At 47.6% G+C, this 22713-nt stretch carries 25 protein-coding genes; 20 read left to right on the top strand and 5 right to left on the bottom strand.

Going from position 1 to position 22713, the window contains the following annotated elements:
• Positions 1-115: 115 nt before the first annotated feature.
• From OXN25_18875 to OXN25_18855, 5 genes are all read right to left on the bottom strand, one after another.
• Positions 116-457, bottom strand: a complete 342-nt coding sequence (locus OXN25_18875; protein ID MDE0426920.1) for an STAS domain-containing protein — start codon at positions 455-457, stop codon at positions 116-118.
• Between the two features lie 168 nt (positions 458-625).
• A complete protein-coding gene (locus OXN25_18870) occupies positions 626-1057 on the bottom strand; it encodes an ATP-binding protein (GenBank protein MDE0426919.1) in 432 nt (143 codons plus the stop codon).
• A 211-nt stretch (positions 1058-1268) separates the two neighbouring features.
• Positions 1269-1826 carry a hypothetical protein gene (locus OXN25_18865; GenBank protein ID MDE0426918.1) on the bottom strand — a complete coding sequence of 186 codons (558 nt, stop codon included), beginning with the start codon at positions 1824-1826 and terminating at the stop codon, positions 1269-1271.
• Between the two features lie 57 nt (positions 1827-1883).
• Positions 1884-2474 (bottom strand): 4Fe-4S dicluster domain-containing protein, encoded by a 591-nt coding sequence (locus OXN25_18860; protein MDE0426917.1) that lies wholly within the window; start codon positions 2472-2474, stop codon positions 1884-1886.
• A 33-nt stretch (positions 2475-2507) separates the two neighbouring features.
• Positions 2508-3128 (bottom strand): transcriptional regulator, encoded by a 621-nt coding sequence (locus OXN25_18855; protein MDE0426916.1) that lies wholly within the window; start codon positions 3126-3128, stop codon positions 2508-2510.
• A 435-nt stretch (positions 3129-3563) separates the two neighbouring features.
• Here OXN25_18855 and OXN25_18850 point away from each other — a divergent pair, with 435 nt between their 5' ends.
• The 20 genes from OXN25_18850 (at position 3564) to OXN25_18755 (ending at position 22694) form a co-directional block, all read left to right on the top strand.
• Entirely contained in the window at positions 3564-4400 is an 837-nt protein-coding gene (locus OXN25_18850; protein ID MDE0426915.1) for a phytanoyl-CoA dioxygenase family protein, read from the top strand.
• Positions 4384-5784, top strand: coding sequence for a sulfatase (locus tag OXN25_18845; GenBank protein ID MDE0426914.1), 1401 nt, complete (start codon positions 4384-4386; stop codon positions 5782-5784). Before OXN25_18850 ends, OXN25_18845 begins: the two co-directional genes overlap by 17 nt.
• Before the next feature lie 157 nt (positions 5785-5941).
• Positions 5942-6766 (top strand): phosphoenolpyruvate hydrolase family protein, encoded by an 825-nt coding sequence (locus OXN25_18840; protein ID MDE0426913.1) that lies wholly within the window; start codon positions 5942-5944, stop codon positions 6764-6766.
• Between the two features lie 26 nt (positions 6767-6792).
• The gene (purL, locus tag OXN25_18835; protein ID MDE0426912.1) at positions 6793-9189 is read left to right on the top strand and encodes a phosphoribosylformylglycinamidine synthase subunit PurL; all 2397 of its coding nucleotides are present in this window, start codon (positions 6793-6795) and stop codon (positions 9187-9189) included.
• 100 nt (positions 9190-9289) lie between these two features.
• Positions 9290-10093 (top strand): phosphoribosylformylglycinamidine synthase I, encoded by an 804-nt coding sequence (purQ, locus tag OXN25_18830; protein ID MDE0426911.1) that lies wholly within the window; start codon positions 9290-9292, stop codon positions 10091-10093.
• Positions 10083-10517: a hypothetical protein gene (locus OXN25_18825; GenBank protein MDE0426910.1), complete on the top strand. Its 435-nt coding sequence runs from the start codon at positions 10083-10085 to the stop codon at positions 10515-10517. The genes purQ and OXN25_18825 overlap by 11 nt, the downstream gene beginning before the upstream one ends.
• A gap of 94 nt (positions 10518-10611) precedes the next feature.
• Positions 10612-11130 carry a hypothetical protein gene (locus OXN25_18820; GenBank protein ID MDE0426909.1) on the top strand — a complete coding sequence of 173 codons (519 nt, stop codon included), beginning with the start codon at positions 10612-10614 and terminating at the stop codon, positions 11128-11130.
• A 64-nt stretch (positions 11131-11194) separates the two neighbouring features.
• Complete coding sequence (locus OXN25_18815) at positions 11195-11551, top strand: HNH endonuclease signature motif containing protein (protein ID MDE0426908.1); 357 nt, start codon at positions 11195-11197, stop codon at positions 11549-11551.
• Positions 11552-11637: 86 nt separating this feature from the next.
• A complete protein-coding gene (locus OXN25_18810; GenBank protein MDE0426907.1) occupies positions 11638-13368 on the top strand; it encodes a UvrD-helicase domain-containing protein in 1731 nt (576 codons plus the stop codon).
• A 94-nt stretch (positions 13369-13462) separates the two neighbouring features.
• Positions 13463-13867, top strand: a complete 405-nt coding sequence (locus OXN25_18805) for a VOC family protein (protein MDE0426906.1) — start codon at positions 13463-13465, stop codon at positions 13865-13867.
• A gap of 15 nt (positions 13868-13882) precedes the next feature.
• On the top strand, positions 13883-14713 hold the full coding sequence (locus OXN25_18800) for a phytanoyl-CoA dioxygenase family protein (GenBank protein ID MDE0426905.1): 831 nt from the start codon (positions 13883-13885) through the stop codon (positions 14711-14713).
• Positions 14714-14813: 100 nt separating this feature from the next.
• Entirely contained in the window at positions 14814-16010 is a 1197-nt protein-coding gene (locus OXN25_18795; protein MDE0426904.1) for an amidohydrolase family protein, read from the top strand.
• A 55-nt stretch (positions 16011-16065) separates the two neighbouring features.
• Positions 16066-16443, top strand: a complete 378-nt coding sequence (locus OXN25_18790) for a Rieske (2Fe-2S) protein (GenBank protein MDE0426903.1) — start codon at positions 16066-16068, stop codon at positions 16441-16443.
• A gap of 205 nt (positions 16444-16648) precedes the next feature.
• A complete protein-coding gene (locus OXN25_18785; protein ID MDE0426902.1) occupies positions 16649-17422 on the top strand; it encodes a LamG domain-containing protein in 774 nt (257 codons plus the stop codon).
• 146 nt (positions 17423-17568) lie between these two features.
• Positions 17569-18075, top strand: a complete 507-nt coding sequence (locus OXN25_18780; protein MDE0426901.1) for a GNAT family N-acetyltransferase — start codon at positions 17569-17571, stop codon at positions 18073-18075.
• Positions 18076-18081: 6 nt separating this feature from the next.
• On the top strand, positions 18082-18495 hold the full coding sequence (locus OXN25_18775; protein ID MDE0426900.1) for a hypothetical protein: 414 nt from the start codon (positions 18082-18084) through the stop codon (positions 18493-18495).
• 31 nt (positions 18496-18526) lie between these two features.
• Positions 18527-19249 (top strand): HAD family hydrolase, encoded by a 723-nt coding sequence (locus OXN25_18770; GenBank protein ID MDE0426899.1) that lies wholly within the window; start codon positions 18527-18529, stop codon positions 19247-19249.
• Between the two features lie 34 nt (positions 19250-19283).
• A complete protein-coding gene (locus tag OXN25_18765) occupies positions 19284-20285 on the top strand; it encodes a Gfo/Idh/MocA family oxidoreductase (protein MDE0426898.1) in 1002 nt (333 codons plus the stop codon).
• A gap of 4 nt (positions 20286-20289) precedes the next feature.
• Positions 20290-21813 (top strand): glycoside hydrolase family 32 protein, encoded by a 1524-nt coding sequence (locus OXN25_18760; GenBank protein ID MDE0426897.1) that lies wholly within the window; start codon positions 20290-20292, stop codon positions 21811-21813.
• A gap of 11 nt (positions 21814-21824) precedes the next feature.
• Positions 21825-22694: an SDR family oxidoreductase gene (locus OXN25_18755; protein MDE0426896.1), complete on the top strand. Its 870-nt coding sequence runs from the start codon at positions 21825-21827 to the stop codon at positions 22692-22694.
• Positions 22695-22713 lie beyond the last annotated feature (19 nt).

The raw sequence follows: 22713 nt of genomic DNA, 5'->3' as shown, positions 1-22713 counted from the left end.
TTACAAGAATATCGATAGGAAACAGGAACAAAGGTTCCAGAAAATACACCGATGAGCATAGCACAGATATAAATTTCAATTTTCCCCGAGACTCAAATTTGAACTAAGCAAAGGGTTATAGATTTGCAATAGCGGATTCTTCATCTGGGAAAATGCCAGCGTATTTAGCAAGTGCCATCATACGAAAAGTCCGTTCCTGCGTGGCCGACAACCCACAGAAATTCAAAACTCCTTCCCGTTCGTGAAGTGCTTCTATGATTTCGATAAGTATAGATATACCGATACTATTAATAAGCGTTGTTTTCTCAAGATTGATTACGAGCTGTATATACCCGTTCTGAATGAGTTCCTTTGCCTTTTCAGCGAGTTGCTCCCCCAAGGCATCATTTAGGTACCCAGCTGTCTCAATCACTGCGTGTTTTCCGTCTTCACGGATTTGGATATCGAATTTATTCAAAACCCTTACCTCCTTAGATTCCTAATATGGACTTGCGAGTTACGCCGTAGATATAAAGGTAGTACGTAGCAAAACCGATCGTTGAACAACAAATTTCAACACAGATTTAGGGTCTATTCTCAGGGAATCCCAAACTGTGTTATGGATGTTGCGAAACGTCACATTCAGTTATCCTTTCTTTTTCTTTTTGACGCTCACAGTTGTTCCGTTAGGGCTGCTTTCTATATCCACTTCATCCATGAGGGACCTGATAATTTGCAATCCCCGTCCGCGCTTACGTAGGTCGGTATGTACCCCTGGGCTCCCGAGTACACGGCTACCGTCGAGTGTATCTGTAGAGATACCGACCCCTCGATCTGTAACTTTAAACTGCAACTCATCCGCCATAAGCAAAAATTCAATATGAACTTCCTGATCATCGCTCTTGCTATGCTCAAAAGCGTTGATACAGGTTTCGATGATAGCGAGTTGAATTTCCTCAACCTCTCCTTCCCCGAAATCCATCAATTCGGCAAGAACAGAGGCTGTTTTCGCTGCAGCAAGTTCCATATCAGGATACATAGGTATAGTGAGGATTACGCGTTTAGCTATATCTGACACGTTGCGTTTCCCTCCTTGCTATGGCTCATATTTATATTGGAATCCACAAAATTCACTTCCGTTTGTGTTTTCCGTCTCCATCGGCAGGAAATGAAGAATCGAAAAAAAGACTGTAGTTGATTTCCACCGAAGGCTTTAGATGCAAAATTATGAAAACTTGATTAAATCATACCATATTTTTTTTAATTATGTCAAGTTTTTTATCTGTAACTCACGAAATAGATAGTTTTGTCTCATCAACAATCCAGCGAGCGTCTGCTATTCGTGCAGTAGCCTCTGAGAGCTTTGGTTGGTAACTTGCGAATTTGACTCTATCACAATCCGAAAGTAACTGCTGAATCCGTTCAACATAGGGGGTATCTACCCGTTCGCGTCGCATTGTGCGAAGTAAGGCAGTTGTTGTCAACTCCAAGGCCGGAATTTGATAACGTCCATAGATATACTCTCGGAGGACATACGCGATTTGTGTGTGATATGTCTTCATATCGCCGCGTTTTAGCCAATCCGAGGCTTCAATTGCCGTTAATTGTTCATAAGCGACTTCATGCGGTAGCGGTGCCTCATTTTCTTGGATTGGAGACATGGGTAAGGTTTGCGAACGTTTTCGGATATATAGCAGCCACCCTGAAACAGCTATAAAGCCGAGGACGATTGTCCCCCCTATAAAATAAGGCAAGAGGCTTTGCGCTACTTCCAACGGTGGTTTGATGTCTCGTAGACTCTGAACATCTACAGTTCCTTGCGTCAGGATTTGTGTGAGTACAGACATACTTTTTAGGAAAGGTGAGAAGGATAACGTATAGAAGAAAAAATACGAGCTGCGATTTTATGCCCCAAGCGGTCTAATAACTATCGATTTCGGTGAAGTTGGGCATGCGTATTGGCAGACCCCGCATCCTGTACATCCGGGGTCTATAACTTCTACAAGCCCCTCTGACGTGAGATGAATTGCATCTTCTCCAATAGGACAGGTATCAACACAGTAGGTACAATCTACCTCTTTGGTGCGGAGACAGGTTTCTGCGGTGAAAACCGCCAACCCGATTTTAATGTCTTCGGCATAAACAGGTTGTAAGGCACCGCTCGGACAGACATACATACATGCCAATGAGTCACAGATGACGCAGGGCTGCTCATCAGGGTCTATATAGGGTGTATTCGCAAGGTTTGCATCGGTACTCGGCAAGGTCTGAATAGCGTTTGCGGGACAGTTCTTGACGCAGTTTCCACATCGGTGACACCGTTCCAAGAATTCCGCTTCTGGCAATGCTCCCGGTGGTCGAAAAATAACACGCTGCTCGGAATCTGCAGCAAGCAAGTGATCTCCTACCCTGTCATCAAGAAATTCAGCAACGGGTTGGATGAGCTGGTTCAAGGCTTCCTTGAAAAAGCCGCGTCGCCCTGTTTCGTCAGGCATTTTTATATTTATCCCTAAGCGTCGCGAGCTACGCTACTCTTTTTTTCCCTTAGCAATCCGGTAGCAACATCTATGGCTGCCTTGCATGAGATGTTCTTCTCGGACAACTTTCGCGCCTAAAGATTGTCGGAAGAGTCCCAATTCAATTTCACAGACGTAAGGGTACTCCTCAGCAATCACAGAGATTGGACAATTATGTTCAATTAAGACGTAGTCGTCCTCGTCTTCGTCGAAACTTGCCATGTATCCTTCTTCGTCTCGTATACGCGTAAGTTCTTTGACGCGTTGGGGCAAATCTTTCCCTTGAAGTCGTTGTTGGTATGCTTGTAACTGCGATTTCATTCGTTCTTGAAAGACTTTGTTGATGAAACCGGGTCCGTTGAATTTTGCGACTTCATGCATCAGGCCGACTGCGAAATTGGCGTACGTTGTTGGGAAAAGACTATTTGCTTGATCCGTCAAACGATAGATGTGGCGCGGACGTCCCCGCTTTTGCTTTTCTCGGTAGTATTCAACCAGATTTTCTGATTCAAGGATAGCGAGGTGTTGTCGGATTCCCATCTGACTGATAGGCAAGGCATCTGTCAGTTGATTGACCGTCATACCGGCGCGCATTTTGAGGAGCTGCAAGATTCGCATTCGGGTTTCGCTCATTTCGCAATTCACGTGATTTCCTCGCAATATGGGTTAATAACAATATCCTATACGGTAATTTACAATCTTTAAGATCATTATATCACAATTAAACATTGCAATTCAAGAGAATTCGGTTGTTTGTTTAGTTTTCGGTTCCGATATGGGTTTTGATTCACATAAGTTAACGTTTAGACACAAGATCGCGAGCATGAAGAAACACCCCAGCAAAAACACTCGCTCCTACAGAAGAAAAATATTCACATAAATAAAGTAAATATGTAAAACTAAACACCCCTGGTTGTTTGTTAAGAGGCATTCAATTGTCCACTTATCGGAAAACTGAATATCCTGCCGTTCTATTTTTCTTTTGTCTATTTATCATGTATGTGATACAATTTTATTATGGATTATTTATAAATCTGTGACGAAAAAATGAGAAGGAGAAGGTAGAAGATGCAGAACGAACTCACCGAATCACAAATTACCTTTTATCGCGAAAACGGATTCCTGGCGATTGAGAACTTCCTTGATACTGACGAATTAGAAGAATGGCGACGTTGCACGGATGAATCTGTTGAGGAACGACTCGGAAACTCGGTCGAATTTATGACGAACCAGATGGATGCTAAGCAATTCTACGCTCGCGTCTTCACGCAGTGTCTGCGTCTGTCAGATACACATAAAGGCATGCGAAAACTTGTTCACGATCCAAGGCTCGGTAAGATGGCAGCACAATTAGCAGGTGTTGATGGGATGCGTATATGGCACGATCAGGCACTCATTAAACCGCCGCACGGCAATCCGACTGCATGGCATCTTGACGTACCGTACTGGTCATTTGATTCACGGGACGCCCTCTCGTTCTGGGTTGCGTTGGACGATGCCACCCTCGCCAACGGATGCATGTGGTATCTACCCGGCACACATAAGACGGCGCGTTTTGATAACGTGGGAATCGGCATAAACATCGGTGAATTGTTCAATGTCTATCCCGAATGGAAGCAGATTGAACCGCAGTGTGCACCTTGCCCTGCTGGCTCTATCGTATGGCATAACGGACTCGTTGCACACGGTGCGGGTGCGAACATGACAATCCACCACCGTAGAGCGATGACGTGCGGTTTTATGCCCGACGGATGCACATTCAACGGAAAGCGAAACATCCTACCAGAAGAATACTTCAACTCACTGGAAATTGGTGACATGCTTAATAACGACACGCAAAATACGCTTATTTGGCATAAGGATTGGGAGACAAAAAAGGAGAATCAATATGGCAAAACAGCCTAATATTGTGCTAATGGGAGTTGACTCCCTCCTCGCAACACACATGAGCTGCTATGGGTATCATCGACTCACGACACCTCACATTGATAAGTTCGCGGAGGGTGGCACCCTCTTTGAGAAAACTTACAGCGCACACATTCCGACAACAAGTGCTTATGCCTCTATGCTGACAGGGTTAGATACCTTCAGCACACAGGTCGTCGCTTTGCGCCACCGCGGCCCGCTTCGTGAGGAGGTCAAAACATTGGCGGAAATCCTCCGGGATGCAGGCTACGACACAACCTGTGTGGGATTCAGTAACAATCCAAGTTCCCGGGGGTTTGATACTTATCTCGATTACAGCGGATGGGGTCCCGACGAAAGCGGACGTTCCCCCAAAGCAGAAAACCTCAACAAAACGACGCTTCCAGAACTCAACCGACTGATTGATCAGAGTGATGAAAAACCGTTTTTCCTGTTTTTGCGTCACATGGATCCGCATTCTCCTTATCTTCCACCCGCCCCTTATGAACGCACGTTCTACCACGGTGATGAATGCGATCCAAGTAATAAATCCATGGAACCGGTAATGGCATTCAAACCGTTTTGCGATTATTTCGCATCTTGGATGCCGCCTGGAATTACCGATAAAGATTACGTCATCGCACAATATGACGGCGCGGTCGCTTATATGGATGCCTGTATTCAAACACTTTTTAACGCCCTTGAGACGCGCGGCGTACTGGACGAGACAATAGTTGTCATCAATGGGGATCACGGCGAAACCCTCTACGACCACGAGTGCTGGTTCGACCATCACGGACTCTACGATGTTACATTGCACGTTCCGCTGATTATCCGCTACCCCGGACGTGTCCCTGCCGGAAAACGGGTCGCCGGATACAATCAACATAAAGATCTCGTGCCGACGCTTCTTGAATTAGCCGACATTGACACAGACATAGCATTCGATGGGAAGAGTCTTACTTCTCTCATCAGCGGCGAGATAACTTCTTTTGAGAGCGAGATCTACATCACAGAATGCACATGGATGCGCAAGCACGGTTGGCGGACCCCGGAATGGAAACTCATCGTCGCGCTCGAACCCGATTTCCATTTCAAGCCGCCTGTCGAACTCTACAATCTCATCCAAGATCCCGATGAGAACAATAATCTTGCTGAGGCACATCCTGACATCGTGAACGTCCTCGAAACACGGATGCAAAACTGGATTCGGCAGCGCGAGCAGGCAACGGGACTGACAAATCCGATCATGACCCAAGGGGATTGGCATGGACACAAAGGTGTGGGGCCGTTCAAAACTTCCGAGCAGGCATACAATACGATGCACATCGGGGATGCAGGGGCTGCGGCACGCCTACAAGCAAAATCGAGAGTCGAGCAGTGAAATAGTTATTGGTTGTCAGTTGTTGGTTATTGGTGAAAAGGGTTTCGTGTAACAATTGACCCACTCTTGGCGGACGCCACGGAACGGTGAATCGTTAAAAACTGCTCTTAACCGACTGCTGATGACTGATTGCTCTTAAAATAAGAAAGGAAACGCAATGCCAGATTATAGACGAGATGAGGTATTAGGACGACTGCGAACAGAATTAAGTAAAGACAAACCGCTGCTCGCTGTCGGTGCGGGGACGGGTATCACGGCAAAATTCGCTGAACAGGGTGGGGCAGATCTGATTGTAATTTACAACTCAGGTCGCTACCGGATGTCAGGATTCGGCTCTTGTGCTGGACTCTTGGCTTACGGCGATGCCAACGCCATCGTTATGGAGATGGGTGAGCGTGAAGTCCTACCCGTTGTCAAAGAGACCCCTGTTATCGCTGGTGTCAACGGGACAGACCCGACGCGCCGGATGAGTAACTTCCTCAAACAGGTTCGCGATGTCGGCTTTGATGGTGTCAATAACTTCCCGACCGTTGGCGTAATTGATGGTACTTTCCGGGTAACACTTGAAGAGACAGGGATGGGGTTCTACAAAGAGGTTGAGACGATCGGCATCGCGCATGAAATGGATCTGTTCACTATCGTCTATGTCTTCAATCCGGAAGAGTCTGAGAATATGGCGAAAGTCGGCGCGGATGTTATTATTGCACACATGGGCACGACGATAGGCGGAACGATCGGTGCGGAAACAGCCTTCACGCTTGAAGACGCGGCGGTTCGAGTGCAAGAAATCTGCGACGCTGCACAAACAGTGAACCCGGATGTCATCTGTCTTGCACATGGCGGTCCCATCTCAAAGGCACCCGAAGCGGCGTTTATCAATGAGAAGACGGATGCTGTCGGTTTCGTCGGTGCTTCGAGTATTGAACGGTTCGCGTGTGAAGAGAGTATCCCGCGTGTCACGGCTTCCTTTAAAGAGCAATAAACATTGATAAAATAGTGGAGAAAGTGATGTCCAGTACGGTCAAAGAAGTAGAGATCCTAAATGCTGATGATACGGAACTCGTGCGTATCAGTCGAGAAGGCACGCTGTCCCTAAATCTGAACGAGATGCACGCGATTCAGAACCATTTTGAGGGATTAGGACGCAACCCAACCGATGTCGAAATCGAAACCATCGCGCAAACCTGGTCAGAACACTGCGTCCACAAAACCTTCAAAAGCATCATTGACTACGCTGAAGTGGGGAAAGAACCGGAACGAATCGACGGTTTGTTTCCGACTTTTATTCAACGTGCGACAGAGGAAATAGCAAAGCCGTGGTGCGTCTCTGTCTTTTCAGATAACGCCGGTATCATCGAATTCGACGATACTTACAATCTCGTTTTCAAGGTAGAAACGCACAACCATCCTTCAGCGATTGAACCTTATGGCGGGGCAGGGACAGGCATCGGTGGTGTGATTCGGGATTCGCTCGGCACTGGACTCGGCGCGAAGCCTATTCTGAACACGGATGTCTTCTGCTTCGGGATGCCGGATACACCCTATGCCCAACTTCCGAAAGGCACACTCCACCCAAAGCGTGTATTCAACGGTGTCGTTGCTGGCGTACGAGATTATGGCAACCGGATGGGCATCCCGACTGCAAATGGTGCGATTCTATTTGATACCCGTTATACTGCAAACCCACTCGTCTTTTGTGGAAACGTCGGTTTAATACCGAGAAATAGGTGTGAGAAATCTGTTGAACCCGGTGATCTCGTCGTCTCTATTGGGGGGCAGACGGGCCGGGACGGCATTCACGGTGCTACTTTTTCTTCCGCTGAATTGGATGACACCTCTGAGAACCTCGGCAGTGTGGTGCAGATTGGCAACCCGATTATGGAAAAGAAGATCGTCGATGCGCTGCTACAGGCGCGTGACAAGAACCTGTATCGCTCCATAACGGATTGCGGTGCAGGCGGCTTTTCCTCTGCAGTCGGTGAGATGGGGGAACACATAGGGGCGGAAGTGCATCTCGAACGCGTCTCTCTGAAATACGAAGGACTCGCGCCATGGGAGATTTGGCTCTCGGAAGCACAGGAACGCATGGTCATTGCCGTACCTCCTGAAAACTTAGATGAATTGATAGAGATATGTGAGGCAGAATTCGTTGAGGCAACGGTCCTCGGCAGTTTCACAGATACACACAGATTACAAGTCTTTTACGAAGGTAGAATTGTTGCGGATTTAGAGATGGAATTCCTGCACAACGGCTTACCACAACCCATTAAACAGGCGGTCTGGAATCCACCAAAGCACCCAGAAATGCCGTCGCGAGATACAGAAACCCAAGACTATACAGACGACCTCTGCCAACTCCTCGCGAGTCCAAACATAGCGAGTAAAGAATCTGTTATCCGGCAGTATGACCACGGTGTGCAAGGGGGTATCGTTATTAACCCACTCATTGGCGCGGAAAATGATGGACCGAGTGACGCGTGCGTCGTCACGCCAGTAATTGGAAGCCGAAAGGGTGTAATCATTGCCAACGGGATTAACCCGAAATATAGCGATGTGGATCCGTATCTCAGCGCAGCGGCGGCAATCGATGAGGCGTTGCGGAACATCGTCGCTGTCGGTGGAACACTGGAAAAAACGGCACTGTTGGACAATTTTTGTTGGGGCAACCCTGACAAACCCGACAGACTTGGAGAGTTGGTCCGGGCAGCAAGAGCATGCTATGACCTTGCAACCGCTTACGGCACGCCTTTCATCTCTGGTAAGGATAGCCTCTACAACGAATATAGCGACACAACAACCGGTGAACAACGCGCAATTCCAGCGACGCTGCTTATATCCGCTATTTGTGTGATGCCCGACATCCAGCGCGCCGTCACGATGGACGTAAAAGCCCCTGGTAACTATATCTATGTTGTTGGGAACACTTACGCTGAATTGGGCGGATCCCACTACTTTGGTATCCACGGATTCATTGGAAACAACGCACCCATCGTCCGTCCAGATGAAGGCAAACTGACGATGGCACGACTCAGCACTGCAATCGGTAAGGGGTTGGTGCGTTCTTGCCACGACTGTTCTGAAGGCGGTATCGGTGTCGCAGCGGCGGAGATGGCATTTTCTGGTGGATACGGGATGTCCTTGAACCTGAGTAGCATCCCAACGGGTGAGGAGATTGCTGCTGACGACATGCTCCTGTTTTCGGAGTCAAACAGCCGTTTTCTTGTAGAAGTCGAACCGCAACACCAAGAGGCTTACGAAACCCTTATGAAGGACGTACCGACAGGCTGCCTCGGCACCGTTACGGACACACCAAACTTTATCATCAACGGAATTGCGGGACACCAAATCGTTGAAACCCCAATTGATACTCTCAAATCCGCATGGCAGGCACCGTTGCAGTTTTAAGTCTTACGCGATAGGCGGTCTCACTTGAAACCGATCTCACACCTCTAACCAAACATCAGAGAAACCTATTAGGTCAACCTATAAGGAGATCTCATAGTTAATGCAGAAACCCAAAGTCCTCATCTTACGAACTGCTGGGACGAACTGCGATGTAGAAACGGATGCAGCGTTCCAACTCGCCGGTGCAGAGACGGCGTTAATACACATCCAAAACCTTATATCTGGAAAAATCGACTTAGCCGACTATCAAATCCTTGCCATTCCGGGTGGTTTCTCCTACGGCGATGACATTTCAGCCGGTATTCTCTTGGCAGTCGAGATGAAACATAAACTTGCAGATGCTTTGAACAAGTTTGTTGCTGATGACAAACTGATACTCGGTATATGCAACGGATTCCAAGTGCTGGTGCGAACAGGGCTGTTGCCTGGGATAAGTTCCTCGGAAAACGGCGCGTCAGAAATGACACAGCGCGCGACATTGGCAATGAATACTTCGGCAAAATTTGAGTGTCGATGGGTGGACTTGGAAACACAAGAAAGTCCGTGTGTCTTTACAAAAGGTATCAAAGCGGGGATCTATCTCCCCGTTGCACACGCTGAAGGACGGTTCACCGCTCCGTCAGATGTGCTGAAAGAGTTAGAATCAAACAAGCAAGTTGTGTTCCGGTATGCCAAAAGCAGATACCCCGACAACCCAAACGGCTCTGACGCTGATATTGCCGGTATCTGCGACCCAACAGGTAGAATCTTCGGATTAATGCCCCACCCAGAACGGTTTCTGATGAAGTGGAATCACCCTCGCTGGACGCGACTCGCCGAGAGAGAAAGAACGAGTTCCGAAGAAGGCGATGGACTCGCTATCTTCAAAAACGCCGTTCATTACATCACATCGCATGCCAAATAAATTATACCGCCGTTTACTCCCCTTCTATATGAAATTGCCAGTGTTCTGGGCATTCATCGTACTTTCAGTGTTGGGGCAGCTACTTTGGGTGGTTGCTATCTCATACGACGCCCGTATCGATCTCCGTTGGTCGAGCGTCGGCTACGGCTTGGGTGTCGGTTTAGGATTTATGCAGGGTAAGTGGACATCTCGCTTATGGGATCAATCCTATATAAAGGTTTTAAAGCGGCAGATAACCTTCTGGGAAGCGAAAGGGGCGAAACTCTTAACTTTCTACACCTGCTTTGCCCTCGGTTTACCGATTCTCTGTCCCTTCCTCATCCGTTCGCTTGACACGTTAGCAGGCATTCAATCTTATGTCTTCGGCTTTATTGGTGCGATGAACGTGGCACTGCTGCTGTGGGTGCGGCGGATGCCCAAGTGAATTGGTTGGCACCGGTTCCATTTGCAAAATCGTTCCAAATGTGGTAAACTCTATACAAATCAGCAGACTTAGAAAGACTCTTGGAGGGTTTAACATGCGTCCGCTAACAATTTCATTGCCAGACTATCTCTACGAAAAATTGACACAACAAGCCCAAGCATTTGAAACTTCTCTGGAAGAATTAGTGTTGTTCCAACTCAAGCGTGACGAAGCACGAGATGCTGCGTCAGCGTTCCTAAGGAAGCGTGCTGGTAGATGCTTAACAGTAAGAGAACCTGTTTTTAAGGAAACAGTCCCACCTCTTTGGGTAGTTCCTATCTTCACTAACGTCGCGCCGCCTGTAGAGGTTGGAGAGATAATCGTTGATGCTGACACCGGGGAAGTTTTAAGTACACAGCAAGATGTGGTTAAAATGATGAAGAAGGGGCACGTTAGCTTTGGATTTGAGTCATTTGCTATAGAGAAACAAGAACGCTTGGCGGAACTCTTGGCATTAAATAATGAAAGGACGTTAGAATCGAACGAAAAACAAGAAATGGAAACACTTCTTGCTGAAGAACAAAAACTTCAAATCCGAAATCTCGAAACTTTGGAGAAACGGCTTTTATCATAGCGAGGCATGATATATGCGTGTAAGTGATCCGTTGCGTGGTGTTGTAGCAAATCGCGCAAATGAGATGTGTGAGTACTGTCAGTATCCAGAGACAGTGTCTTCCGCCCCGCTGGAGGTAGACCACATTGTGCCACAATCTGCAAAAGGACCAACACAACCCGAAAATTTAGCACTCGCCTGTTCACACTGTAACAGATACAAATCTAAACACCAAATAGGCACTGATCCGCTCACAAAAATAGATGTTAGACTTTTTAATCCTCGTACCGATAACTGGAGAGTTAATTTCGTTTTAAATCGGAAAACTGGTGAGATCGAAGGGCAAACACCCATAGGTCGAGCAACAGTTGTCGTTCTTTTGATGAATACCGAACATCGGATCCAAATGAGGCGGAGACTAATAAACCTTCAAGTTTTATGAAGATTTCAAAGACAATGTCAACTTACCGTCGATTTTTGAAAAACCTCCAACCCTTAGGAGGTTTTTGCCTTTAACCCAAAAAAAGTATGCAACTCGATAGAAACCAACGAAAAGCCGTGAAACACAAGACGGGTCCCGCGATTGTTATCGCCGGACCGGGTAGTGGAAAAACGACCGTCGTAACGGCACGGATTCTGAACCTCATCCAAACACATAACATCCCGCCCTCACACATCCTCGCCATCGCTTTCAATAGAAAAGCCGTCGAGGAAATGGAGACGCGAGTCCTCCGGGGACTCGTTTCATCAAAACCGATTGACCGAACTGGAACCGACCTAAGACCTAAAATCCGAACCCTCCATGCATTTGGCAAAGACATCATCACCGAAAACTATAAACGCACCGGATTTAACGAATATCCTGAGATTTGGACAGGGCAAATCGACCAAATCATTTCAGAAGAACGGAAACAAATTGAACGTGAAGCTTCATCTACCTCGGTCGCCATTTATAAAATCGAGAATCAGGAAACTGGTAAGTGTTACATCGGACAAACCACGAACCCAGATCGTCGTAGAAAGGAACACTTCAGTCATTCATCAAACGATAGACTCCGGCACGCCATTCGTTCGGAAGGCGAAACACAGTTCAATTTCGAGGTGCTGGAGTGGGTTCCTGGACGCGAGGCAAATCGTCGGGAGGCACACTGGATTGCGTTCTATAGGGAACGCGCGAGTGTATTTAACAGAGCAGATCCATTAAGAGTGGTGTATAGCAACCAACTCATCCTTGAAATGTTCTGTCAACACTTCGATATGCCCTATAAAGAGCATCTCGATAGAGACCCTGATTTCGAGAATCTCCGAGAACGTTTCAAGGACATAAAAGAGACCGTCATGCGAGCCAAGCGACAGGTTGTCACAGGCGTGTTCGACCCAACGACACTTGAGGATCGCGTCGCACAAGCATTTGCTATAAAATACGAAACCCTCAAAGCCGAGGCAAACGCCCTTGATTTCGAGGATATGATTATCCACGCAGCAAATTTACTTGATACCTATCCAGACCTCCGACAAACTTATCGCAATAAATACCCGTATGTCCTTGTTGATGAGTTTCAAGATATTTCCCCAGCCGACTTTCGGCTTATTTCACACCTTTCAGAGAATCTCTTCGCTGTGGGTGACGACGATCAAGCAATTTATAGCTTCCGTGGCGGCGATTCACGGATTATGCAGGAATTCACTAACCGACGAGACGTGACAAAATATGAAATCACACGCAATTACCGCTCCACATCAACAATCGTTGAACACGCCAGAGCCTTGATTGAGCGAAATGCCCAACGTATCCGCAAAAATCTCCGCGCCTACAATCCAAGGCAGCACGACATAAAAATCGTTGAGACGACACCTGAAACCGTAGAAGCTACGTTGCTGCGTGAATTGGACTCACGACAAGAGGCTGCTGTTTTGGCGCGGACGAACTATGAGACGGAACAGATTCAAGAGATACTCGCTAAGCTCACAACCTCCGCTGAAGTAACAACGATTCACAAAGCAAAAGGACGGGAATGGGAAAAGGTGATTCTTGTCCACAACACACTGGAACGGCGTTTTCCGCGTCGCGATAGTGAGACCTTAGAGGAGCGACGTGTTTTCTACGTCGCGATGACGCGTGCTAAGTCGGCGTTAGTTGTTCTTGGTGGGAGGTGTCCATTTGTGCCGGAGTTTGAGAAGATTCCTAAAAACATGGGCTATTATCTCCGGCAGCTAGGATATTGGTGGGCGCGAAAGAGATTGAAAGATGTAAGTTAATTGACATCCGAACGGGATTTGTTGTAAGATAAAGCATAATTCCAAGCGTTTTTGACAGACTCCAGTTCATTTCATCAACTAAGGAGATAGACTCATGGCATTTTTGAGACACATCGCACTCCGAACAAAGGATATGGAAGCCTCGCGTCGTTTTTATGAAACCATCGGTTTTCAGTTTGTTGGCTATCGAGGACGCGGCGGACTGGACCTCTCTGACGGCACGTTGAACATGACGATCCTCCAATACAATGGCACAGAACGTCCACCCTTTGAGGAAGGGACAGAATTTATCCACTTCGGTATCATCGTCGAAGACTTAGCGAGCATTTACAATACCCTCCGAGACGGCAGTTTTGAATTGATCATGGACAATGTGAAGAAGGGTGATGAAATTGATGACAACAAGCCGCCGGAACGTTCCTTCAAAGTTGCCGATCCAGACGGAAATGTTGTCGATATTACCTGTGCGACTGATGAGTGGCGGGGTGTGTCGATTTAACGGATAGGATGCACAATGGCATTTCAATTTCAAGATTCCATGGTCAACGAATATCTCTCGCAAGGCTACCTAATCTTTCGAGGGATTGTTCCACCTTCCTTGCTTACCGATCTGCGTCGTGAGGCAGAAAAGGCACGCCATTTGGCACATAAACTCAATGGACCCCAGACGCAACGAATCCAACCGTTATCCAATTATGGCGATGAATTAGACCTCAAACCTTTTTATGACTATACGGAGTTACCAGAACTCCGAGATGCCGTCGCGAAATTGCTCGGTGATAACTACACGCACGGTCATGTTGACATCATGGGATTGCTCGTCGAGCCGCTTGAGCATCCGTGGCATATTGGGTGGCACCGAGACGGCGTTGTGGAAGTCCCACCCGAAGCGCGTGATGAGATTGTTAACGCGAAACTGGCGGAGGTCTGGTACGATCTACGGCACTTCAATCAGGTCAACTGTGCGATTTATGCCGATTCCTGTACGTGGTTCGTGCCGGGAAGCCACCTTCGACAATGGGATCTGCCCGGTGAGGAACAGTCCACAGGCGATCCGAGACTCCGCAGACCTGCTGAAGGACAGTCGAATGCGGAGGCAGAACGATACTGCTTAGCGCACTGTAGGCAGTTTCCCGGAGCCGTTCAGGTACATCTTGGACCCGGAGATTTTATGGTGTACCGGAATCTGGCGTGGCACACTGGCAACTACATAACCTATCAACCCCGCGCAACCATCCACGATGTCGTTCGCTACGAAGGGAAAAAAGATTGGACGGACTGGCAACAGACAAAACTGGATGCTGTCAAACGGATGAAGGAAAAATCGGCAACAGAACAAAACTGACTGCCTTGAACTTCTACCCTTTTGGATTGACAAAATAACGCAAACCCGTATAATTGCCTAAAACTGGAATCCATTCCCTGATTACAAGGAGACAGCGAAAATGAGTCAAATTGGAGCAAAGCCCGTTACTGCACCGGGTTGGACTGCCAAACCGAAAAACGGTATTGCTATTGTTGATTGTGATGTCCACCACAATTTCCGCCATCCTACACAATTGTTGCCCTACCTGTCAAAGTTCTATCAGGAACACCTCCTTGATCAAGGATTACATCTCGGTGGGTATCCGAATATCCCGATTCGGAGCAACCGCGTAGACCTTAAAGGGAGAATCGAAGAAGCCGTTGAATCAACACCGAAAAATTCGGGTGGCGACCCAAGAGATTTCAACTTCACATTAGCGTTCATGCAAGAGGAGCATCTCGACGTTTGGAATATCGACGTTGCTGTGCTTACGGGTCCCCCCGTGTTCTACGGATACTCTGGACTCCCGGATGTTGACTGGGCAGCCGTGCTCTGCCGTGCTTTTAACGACTGGACAATTGAGCATTGGCTTGAGAAAGACAAACGTGTTGTCAATGCTATCCTTATCTCGCCATCGGACCCGCCGCAAGCTGTGGAAGAGATTAACAGGCTTGCAGACCGGAAAGACACTGTCGCTGTCATGGTGCCGATGGGAACGAGTCGCCCGTTCGGCAATCGTTTTTATCACCCGATATGGGAGGCATGCGAAGCACACGGACTCCCTGTCATATCACATATCGGTGGCGGCGGTGGTGCCAATCGAAACGTACCAACCCCAGTTGGACATCCCACCTACTACATGGAAAATCGGATGAGTCGTCCCTATGTTGCCAGCACACACGCGACATCTCTCATTTGCGAAGGCGTTTTTGAAAAGTTTCCGAATCTCAAGTTTGCTCTTATTGAAGCGCAACAGATGTGGGCGGTGCCGGTGATGTGGCATTTGGATACCGATTGGAAAGCCCTACGCGATCAGACTCCGTGGCTTAAACGTCTACCCAGTGAATACTTCCGCGAACACATCCGAATTGGATCGCAGCCGATGCATGAACCTGAAAAACCGGAACAGATGTATCAGATGTTAGAGATGATACACGCCGATGAAACGCTGATATTCTGTTCAGATTTTCCTCATTTCGACTGGAACGATCCGGTGACTGTACTTCCCGAACTTTCTGACGACTTGAAACATCGTATCTTCGCACAAAACGCGCTCGATATCCTTCGATTGGATTTAGAGAAAGCCAACGGATCCCCGAAGCCAATATCGAATTAATCAGAAACCTGCCTGAAACGAAGTGGAAGGCAGCCCAGGAGAAATAAATTAAAAAATGGCACGTGTTGTCGTCGGAAAAGTGTCGGAAATTCCACCCGGGAAACGTAAGATCATTGTCCCGTTCCGTGGCAAAGCAGGTATCGGGGTCTTTAATGTTGGTGGTAAGTTTTACGCCGTCCGTAACATCTGTCCACATAAGCATGGACCTCTTTGTACAGGTGAACTCACGGGGCGGTTCGCCGCTGACGTACCACCTTCTATTGATGGGGCAACGCTCTCTGTTGACGGCTTAGGCGAGGTGCTTCGTTGCCCTTGGCACCAATGGACCTTCGACATCGCTACCGGACAGTGCCTCGTCAAGGAAACATTGCGTGTAGCAACTTATTCTGTCAAGGTTGAAGGGGACGATGTGGTTGTAGAATACGATGGCTAAGTTGACAGTCATCAGTCGGGATTAGAGAATTCACAGGATTATTGTTTCTGTATCTTGGTTGAAAATCGTTCTTCATTGCCCTATTATTGAGTTATTTTTCTCAATTTCATTTAGATTTTGGTCTTTGTGGGGTACGTTTCGTTAGATGAGGTCTGGCAGCTCGCAAACTAACAGTTTGCGGTACAAAAACGCAACGGAGGACAAAATGATTAACAGAATTCCGAGATCAGTGTTTGTTCTTGCTGTTATAGCAACTGTTTTAACGGCAGCAAATTCAGCACATGCGCGTCAAGCAATTACCGATGGATTGGTGAGTTACTGGTCGTTCAATAAAGATTCAGTCGCAGGTAAAACGGTTAAAGATATTTTCGGGGCAAACGATGGAACCATGGATGGGAATGTTGAGGTTGTTAACGGTAAAGTTGGTGAGGCACTCAAGTTTAGTGGCGGTCATGTTGATTGTGGAGCAGATAAGAGTTTAACCGACATTGGCGATCAGATTACATTGGAGGTGTGGATAAAACCTGAGAAACCTGGCTGGGCGATTTTCGCGGGTATATCGAGATCAGGAAATAATTCTTATGTGATCGCGTGGTCAGACCAAACTCGGGTTGATTTTAATCTCTGGAACGGTGCCTTAGAGACATGGCCCTTTCACAGCGTCGGTCAGCCCGATGTAGGGAAATGGCATCACGTCGCTGGCGTTTACGACGGATCCGAAGCCATTATTTATATCAATGGTGAAGTGGACAATGAGAAAAAATTTGAAGGCGTTCTCAAACATAACGGAGAGAACTTTTGGATGGGTGCCAGAAAATCGGATGGACTCCCTTACCACGGCATTCTTGACGAACTTCGTCTTTACAACCGCGGTCTCAGTCAAGCGGAGATTGAAAACAACCTTGATGCCGTCGGTCTTGCTGTTGACCCAACCCAGAAATTAGCACTCACCTGGGGAGCAATAAAGATTTCAAAGTAGGGCATCCGTTGTGGTTTCCCCCTAACGTGCTATAAATAGCACTACTACAAATCGAGTTGCTCATAGTAGGGTGATTCATCGCTCATCAACTACAGAAGTGCTTTTTATTTTTGTCTAACCTCGCTTTTTTGAAAAAAACAAGATACATGATGCGCAAGCAATCTCGCTTTTCCATTGAAGAAGTCACGCCCGACCATCCGGATTGGCAGGAATTCGTTGTGCTCGTCAACGACTTAAAGCAAGAAGGTTGGGCATTTAATCCGTATTTTGAGCAGTTTTCACGTTATTTTTTAGCGGCAAAACAAGATGGGGTCATCGTCGGATTTCTCATGTTCGTTGTGTGGGACATCGGTCCGCACGACCGCGATCATCCTCCTATCCAGATAAACGGAAAAACGCTCAGAGAGGCGAAGATCCTTGCGTTCGGTGTGAAGGAAGGTTACCGACGACACGGTATCGGCACTGCCCTTCAAGAATATACTATTAAGCAAGCAAAGTTATTTAATTGTTACCAAGTTCGATCCGTCAGCGGCGAGAATTACCCTGAAAATCATCTTCTTAAACTCTCTATGGGATTTGCTGTAGAGCCGATGGAGCGTGACGAGAAATGTTTGGCTTTTGTCCTGCCGCTTAAATTACCGAGAGAGAAGTAATCTTTTATGAGACAACTCACCGACCCTGAGAAACAGCAGCTTGAAGGAAAAATTAAAAAGGAGCAAGAACGCCAGCAGACCCTCCGAGAAAAGAACCCAGACCTACCGGAGTCTTTTGAAAAGGCATCTGCAAAAACGGGGTTTGCGAGGAAAATAGCATTAAAGCATCTCTGGAAATATGGTCTACTTGGTCTTATCCTTTGCCTGCTTGCCTATAATGTCTTTCGATTTCTCACCTGGCACAATTTTGGCTCTAACAGGCTGCTCAATGTCAACATTCTTGTCGCGCTAATGTTATTGTTCACGCACATCGGTTTTAACTTCACAAAAACAGGACGGAAAAGTCGTATTATGAAGACGGTTGCCTGTGTTTGGATAGTATTGGTATTCGCTTATATCTACATCGCTTGGATTGCTTGACGGACGGCTATTTTACAACATTTGAGGGAAGATGATTAAAGCAGTATTCTTTGACCTTGATAACACGCTCTGCGACTCTGATACAGCATGGGACATTGCGACAGGAGAGACATTCCAATTGCTACGTAAGTACGAACCGGATGTCTCGGAAGATACTATTACACAAGCGTGGCGGACAGTTCATCAGGAACTTTTTGGACAACTCAATGCCGGAAAAGGCTCTATGGCTGAGCTGAGAGACAAACGTTTTCACTGTTTATTCCGGGAACTCGGTCTGCCTATAGGTAAAATTGTAGAAGAACTCAACAACTTTTTGAGTTCGCGTTACCTCACAAGTTTGCGTCTTTACGAAGATGTCACGGTACTTGAGGCGTTACACACATACCATGTCGGTATTGTTACAAATGGTGCACACGATAACCATACGGACAGCCAATTTTCTAAAGTCCAACATCTCGGACTCAGTAAACGTATCCAATCGCTGACAATTTCCGATGAAGTCGGTGTCAGGAAACCAAACATCAAAGTCTTCACAGTCGCTTGTGAGCGTGCCGGTGTTCTACCCAAAGAAGTTGTGTTTGTCGGTGACTCCATTGAGAATGACATTGTTGGGGCGAACCGTGTGGGTATGACAAGCGTCCTTATTGACCGAAAATCTGATGGGCGGATACCGGAAACAGGGGATGAACGACCGGATTATGTAGTTTCAAATCTACACGATGTGTTGTCCTGCTTGGGACACAAAGCGGATTAGCATTGCTATAACACAGGCACAAGAGGAATCCACAATGGATAAAACCTACAACGTTGCGATAATTGGGTGCGGTGGGATTTCGCACATGCACGCCGGATGGTATGTGAATGAACCGCGGGCTTCTCTGACTGCGATTGCCGATATTAATGCAGCGGGATTGAAGGCGTATGGTGAACAGTACGGTGTCGAAAAACAGTATACCGATTATATTGAAATGCTTGAGACGGAAGAGATTGATCTGGTCTCTGTTTGTACGCGTCCGAAACTGCATGCGCCGGTCGTAATTGAAACCGCAAAACGGGGTGTGAAGGGGATTCTATCCGAAAAACCGATGGCAGAAAACCTCGGGCAAGCACGCGAGATGCTCGAAACCTGTTCACAACACGACGTTAAATTGGCGATTGACCATCAAGTCCGGTTTAGTGCACCCTATCAACTCGCAAGACAGATGATTGCTGACGGTGCTATTGGGGACCTTTTCCGTATTCACGGTGTCTGTAGCGGTGGCGATCTGAAAGACAACGCTACGCACACTGTTGATCTAATGCGATATGTCTACAGCGATCGTTCGGTTACTTGGGTGATTGGTCAGATTGAACGTATCAACACACCGATGAAATATGATCTGCACTCTGAAGACTTCTCGTTGGGTTACTTCAAGTTCGAGGATAATGTCCGCGCTATCATTGAAGGTGGGAGCGACACCGCTCCGGGGTATCACCACATCTACTGCTATGGCACGGAAGGTGAACTCGAACTCGCTGCTCCGGGCGGTCCCTCTCTCCGCGTCCGAAACACAGCATCGGGATGTGCTTGGATCGCGCCTGAACTTCCCTCAGAAAGCAACCCTGTACGAGACATGATAGCCGCTATTGAAGAGGACCGGGAGCATCGTTCAAGTGGTTATCAAGGATACGCAACTCACGAACTGCTTATGGCGATTTACGAGTCGTCTCGGAAACGGCGGCGGATTCATCTGCCCCTTGAAGAGATGGAATCACCCCTAACGTTGATGATTGAGGACGGATGGATATAGGACTATGAACACAGCCATCGAAAAAACAGAAGCACTTATTCATTCCACACGCGTACTCGAGTCAATGTATGAGGGCGATCCTTATCGACCGTGCTATCACTTCACCCCGCCGTTCGGCTGGATGAACGACATTAACGGTTCCATCTTTTGGAAAGGTCGATATCATATCTTCTATCAGCACAACCCGGAAGGTGGCTATTGGAAATGGATGCAGTGGGGACACGCATCGAGTGTTGATTTGGTGCATTGGGTGCATCATCCGATTGCTTTAACGCCCGATCTCGATGGACCAGACCGCGATGGTTGTTTCAGCGGCGGTGCTCTCGTAAATCGGGAGGGTACCCCGACGTTCATCTATCATGGGGTTCCTGACGGAACGTGCATCGCAGCGAGTGATGATGACTTGCTTATTACGTGGGACAAACATCCAGCCAATCCGGTGATTCCAGTGCCAAAACCTGGGGAGAAAGGACACGGCGAGTATATTGTATTTGACCCGTGTGCTTGGCTGGAGGGCGATACCTACTACGCACTCATCGGGAACAGAATACCGGAACAAGTCGGGGACGGCACGGCTCTGTTTAAGTCGTCCAATCTTGTAGAGTGGGAATTCGTGCGCTCTTTTTATCAATCGCGGCGTGAGTGGACAGACGCGGAAGAAGATTGTGCAGTACCCGATTTTTATCCGTTAGGCGACAAGCACATGCTGCTGTTTTGTAGCCATTGGCAAGGCACGCAGTATTACCTCGGTAGATTTGAAAATGAAGCGTATCATGTTGAGAATTACGGACGCATGAGTTGGGCGGGTGGCATGCTCGGTGGACCGCGTTCCTTGTTAGACGCGCACGGACGACGTATCTTTTTCGATTGGATTCGGGAAATTCGCGACATTGAAGAGGAACGCGCTTCGGGTTGGTCAGGAGTTATGACCTTGCCACGCGTCCTCTCCCTCGCAACCGATGGTAGTCTGCAGATTGAACCGGTGCCAGAGTTAGACTGCCTACGGATGAACCCGAAAGAACTCAAAAACATCACACTGAACACTGATGAGGCGTTGAACTTAGAAGAAATTCAAGGGAATTGCCTTGAGTTGGCTGTTGAGATTGATCCCAAGGATGCAACCGAAGTCGGCGTTCAGGTGCTCTGCTCACCTAATCAGGCTGAGCGAACCGGGATTCTGTATGTTCCAGGGGAAGGGACTTTAAAAATAGACATCAGTCGTTCTACTTTAAACGACGCTATCCGCTATCCACACTACCGAGATGCCGGTGGTACCGCGAGATTGCCGGAGTCGGAGCAGTTTGTCGATGCCCAGCACGCGCCATTCGCATTGAAAGACAATGAAACGCTTCAACTCCGCATCTATGTCGATAAGTCTGTGGTTGAAGTATTTGCTAACGGTAGGCAGTGTATTACGCAACGCGTCTACCCGACGCGCGCTGATAGTATTGGTGTAAGGTTGTTGAGTCGTGGCGGACAGGCACACTTCCAATCCGTGCAAGCGTGGAACATGGCACCAGCGTTTTGAGAGACTACTTTATGATTGATCCGAAATTAGAGGGAAAAGTGGCACTGATTACGGGTGCCAACCATGGTATCGGTGCCGCAACAGCATTGGCACTCGGCAAACAAGGTGTGAAAGTATTTGCTTCATTTTTTTGTCCACCCTGTCAATACAGCAAAGAAAAACTGAAACGTGCCGAAAAATCAGGAATAGGCGGAGATACGCTTTACCGAGCCATGCAACAGAAGCCCATTTCTGAACTTGTCAATCGGTTTAGAGATGCCGAGATGACAATATCTGCTTTAGAGGCGGACCTTGCTGAGGAAACAAACATCTCAAAACTCTTTGATGCATGTGAGAAAGAATTCGGTCCCATCGACATCTTGATTAATAATCATACCCACTGCGTGTTAGAGACATTTGACCCGGAACAAACTTCAAGAGCAGGGAGTGGTATTTTCTTATCAACTGCTGCAAATATTGATGCCCACTTTGTTATCAATTCTCGGGCTTATGCCTTGATGATGCAAGCGTATCTGAACCAATACCTGAGAAATGGATTGAACTGGGGCCGGATTGTTAATACGAGTACGGATGCCGCACATTGTCACCCGTTGAATGTTAGTTATGCAGCAAGCAAACACGCCATCGAATCCTATAGCCGCTCCGCCGCGTGTGAGTTGGGGAAATACGGGATCACGGTGAATGTCGTTGCTCCCGGACCTGTGCAGACAGGTTACATTGAACCAGAGAACGAAAAAGCAATTGCGAAATCTACACCCTTAGGAAGGGTTGGCAAACCCGAAGATGTGGCTGATGTCACAGTTTTTCTCTGTTCTGAACAGGCGCGGTGGCTCACAGGGCAGCTGCTATACGTTGGTGGCGGCTATCGAATACCACAATAAATATGGGCAGTATTTTCGC

The sequence above is a fragment of the Candidatus Poribacteria bacterium genome, assembly GCA_028820845.1.
Taxonomy (GTDB): Bacteria; Poribacteria; WGA-4E; order WGA-4E; family WGA-3G; genus WGA-3G.
The sequence above is the reverse complement of the archived record's forward strand: the minus strand, read 5'-3'. Positions and strand labels throughout refer to the sequence as shown.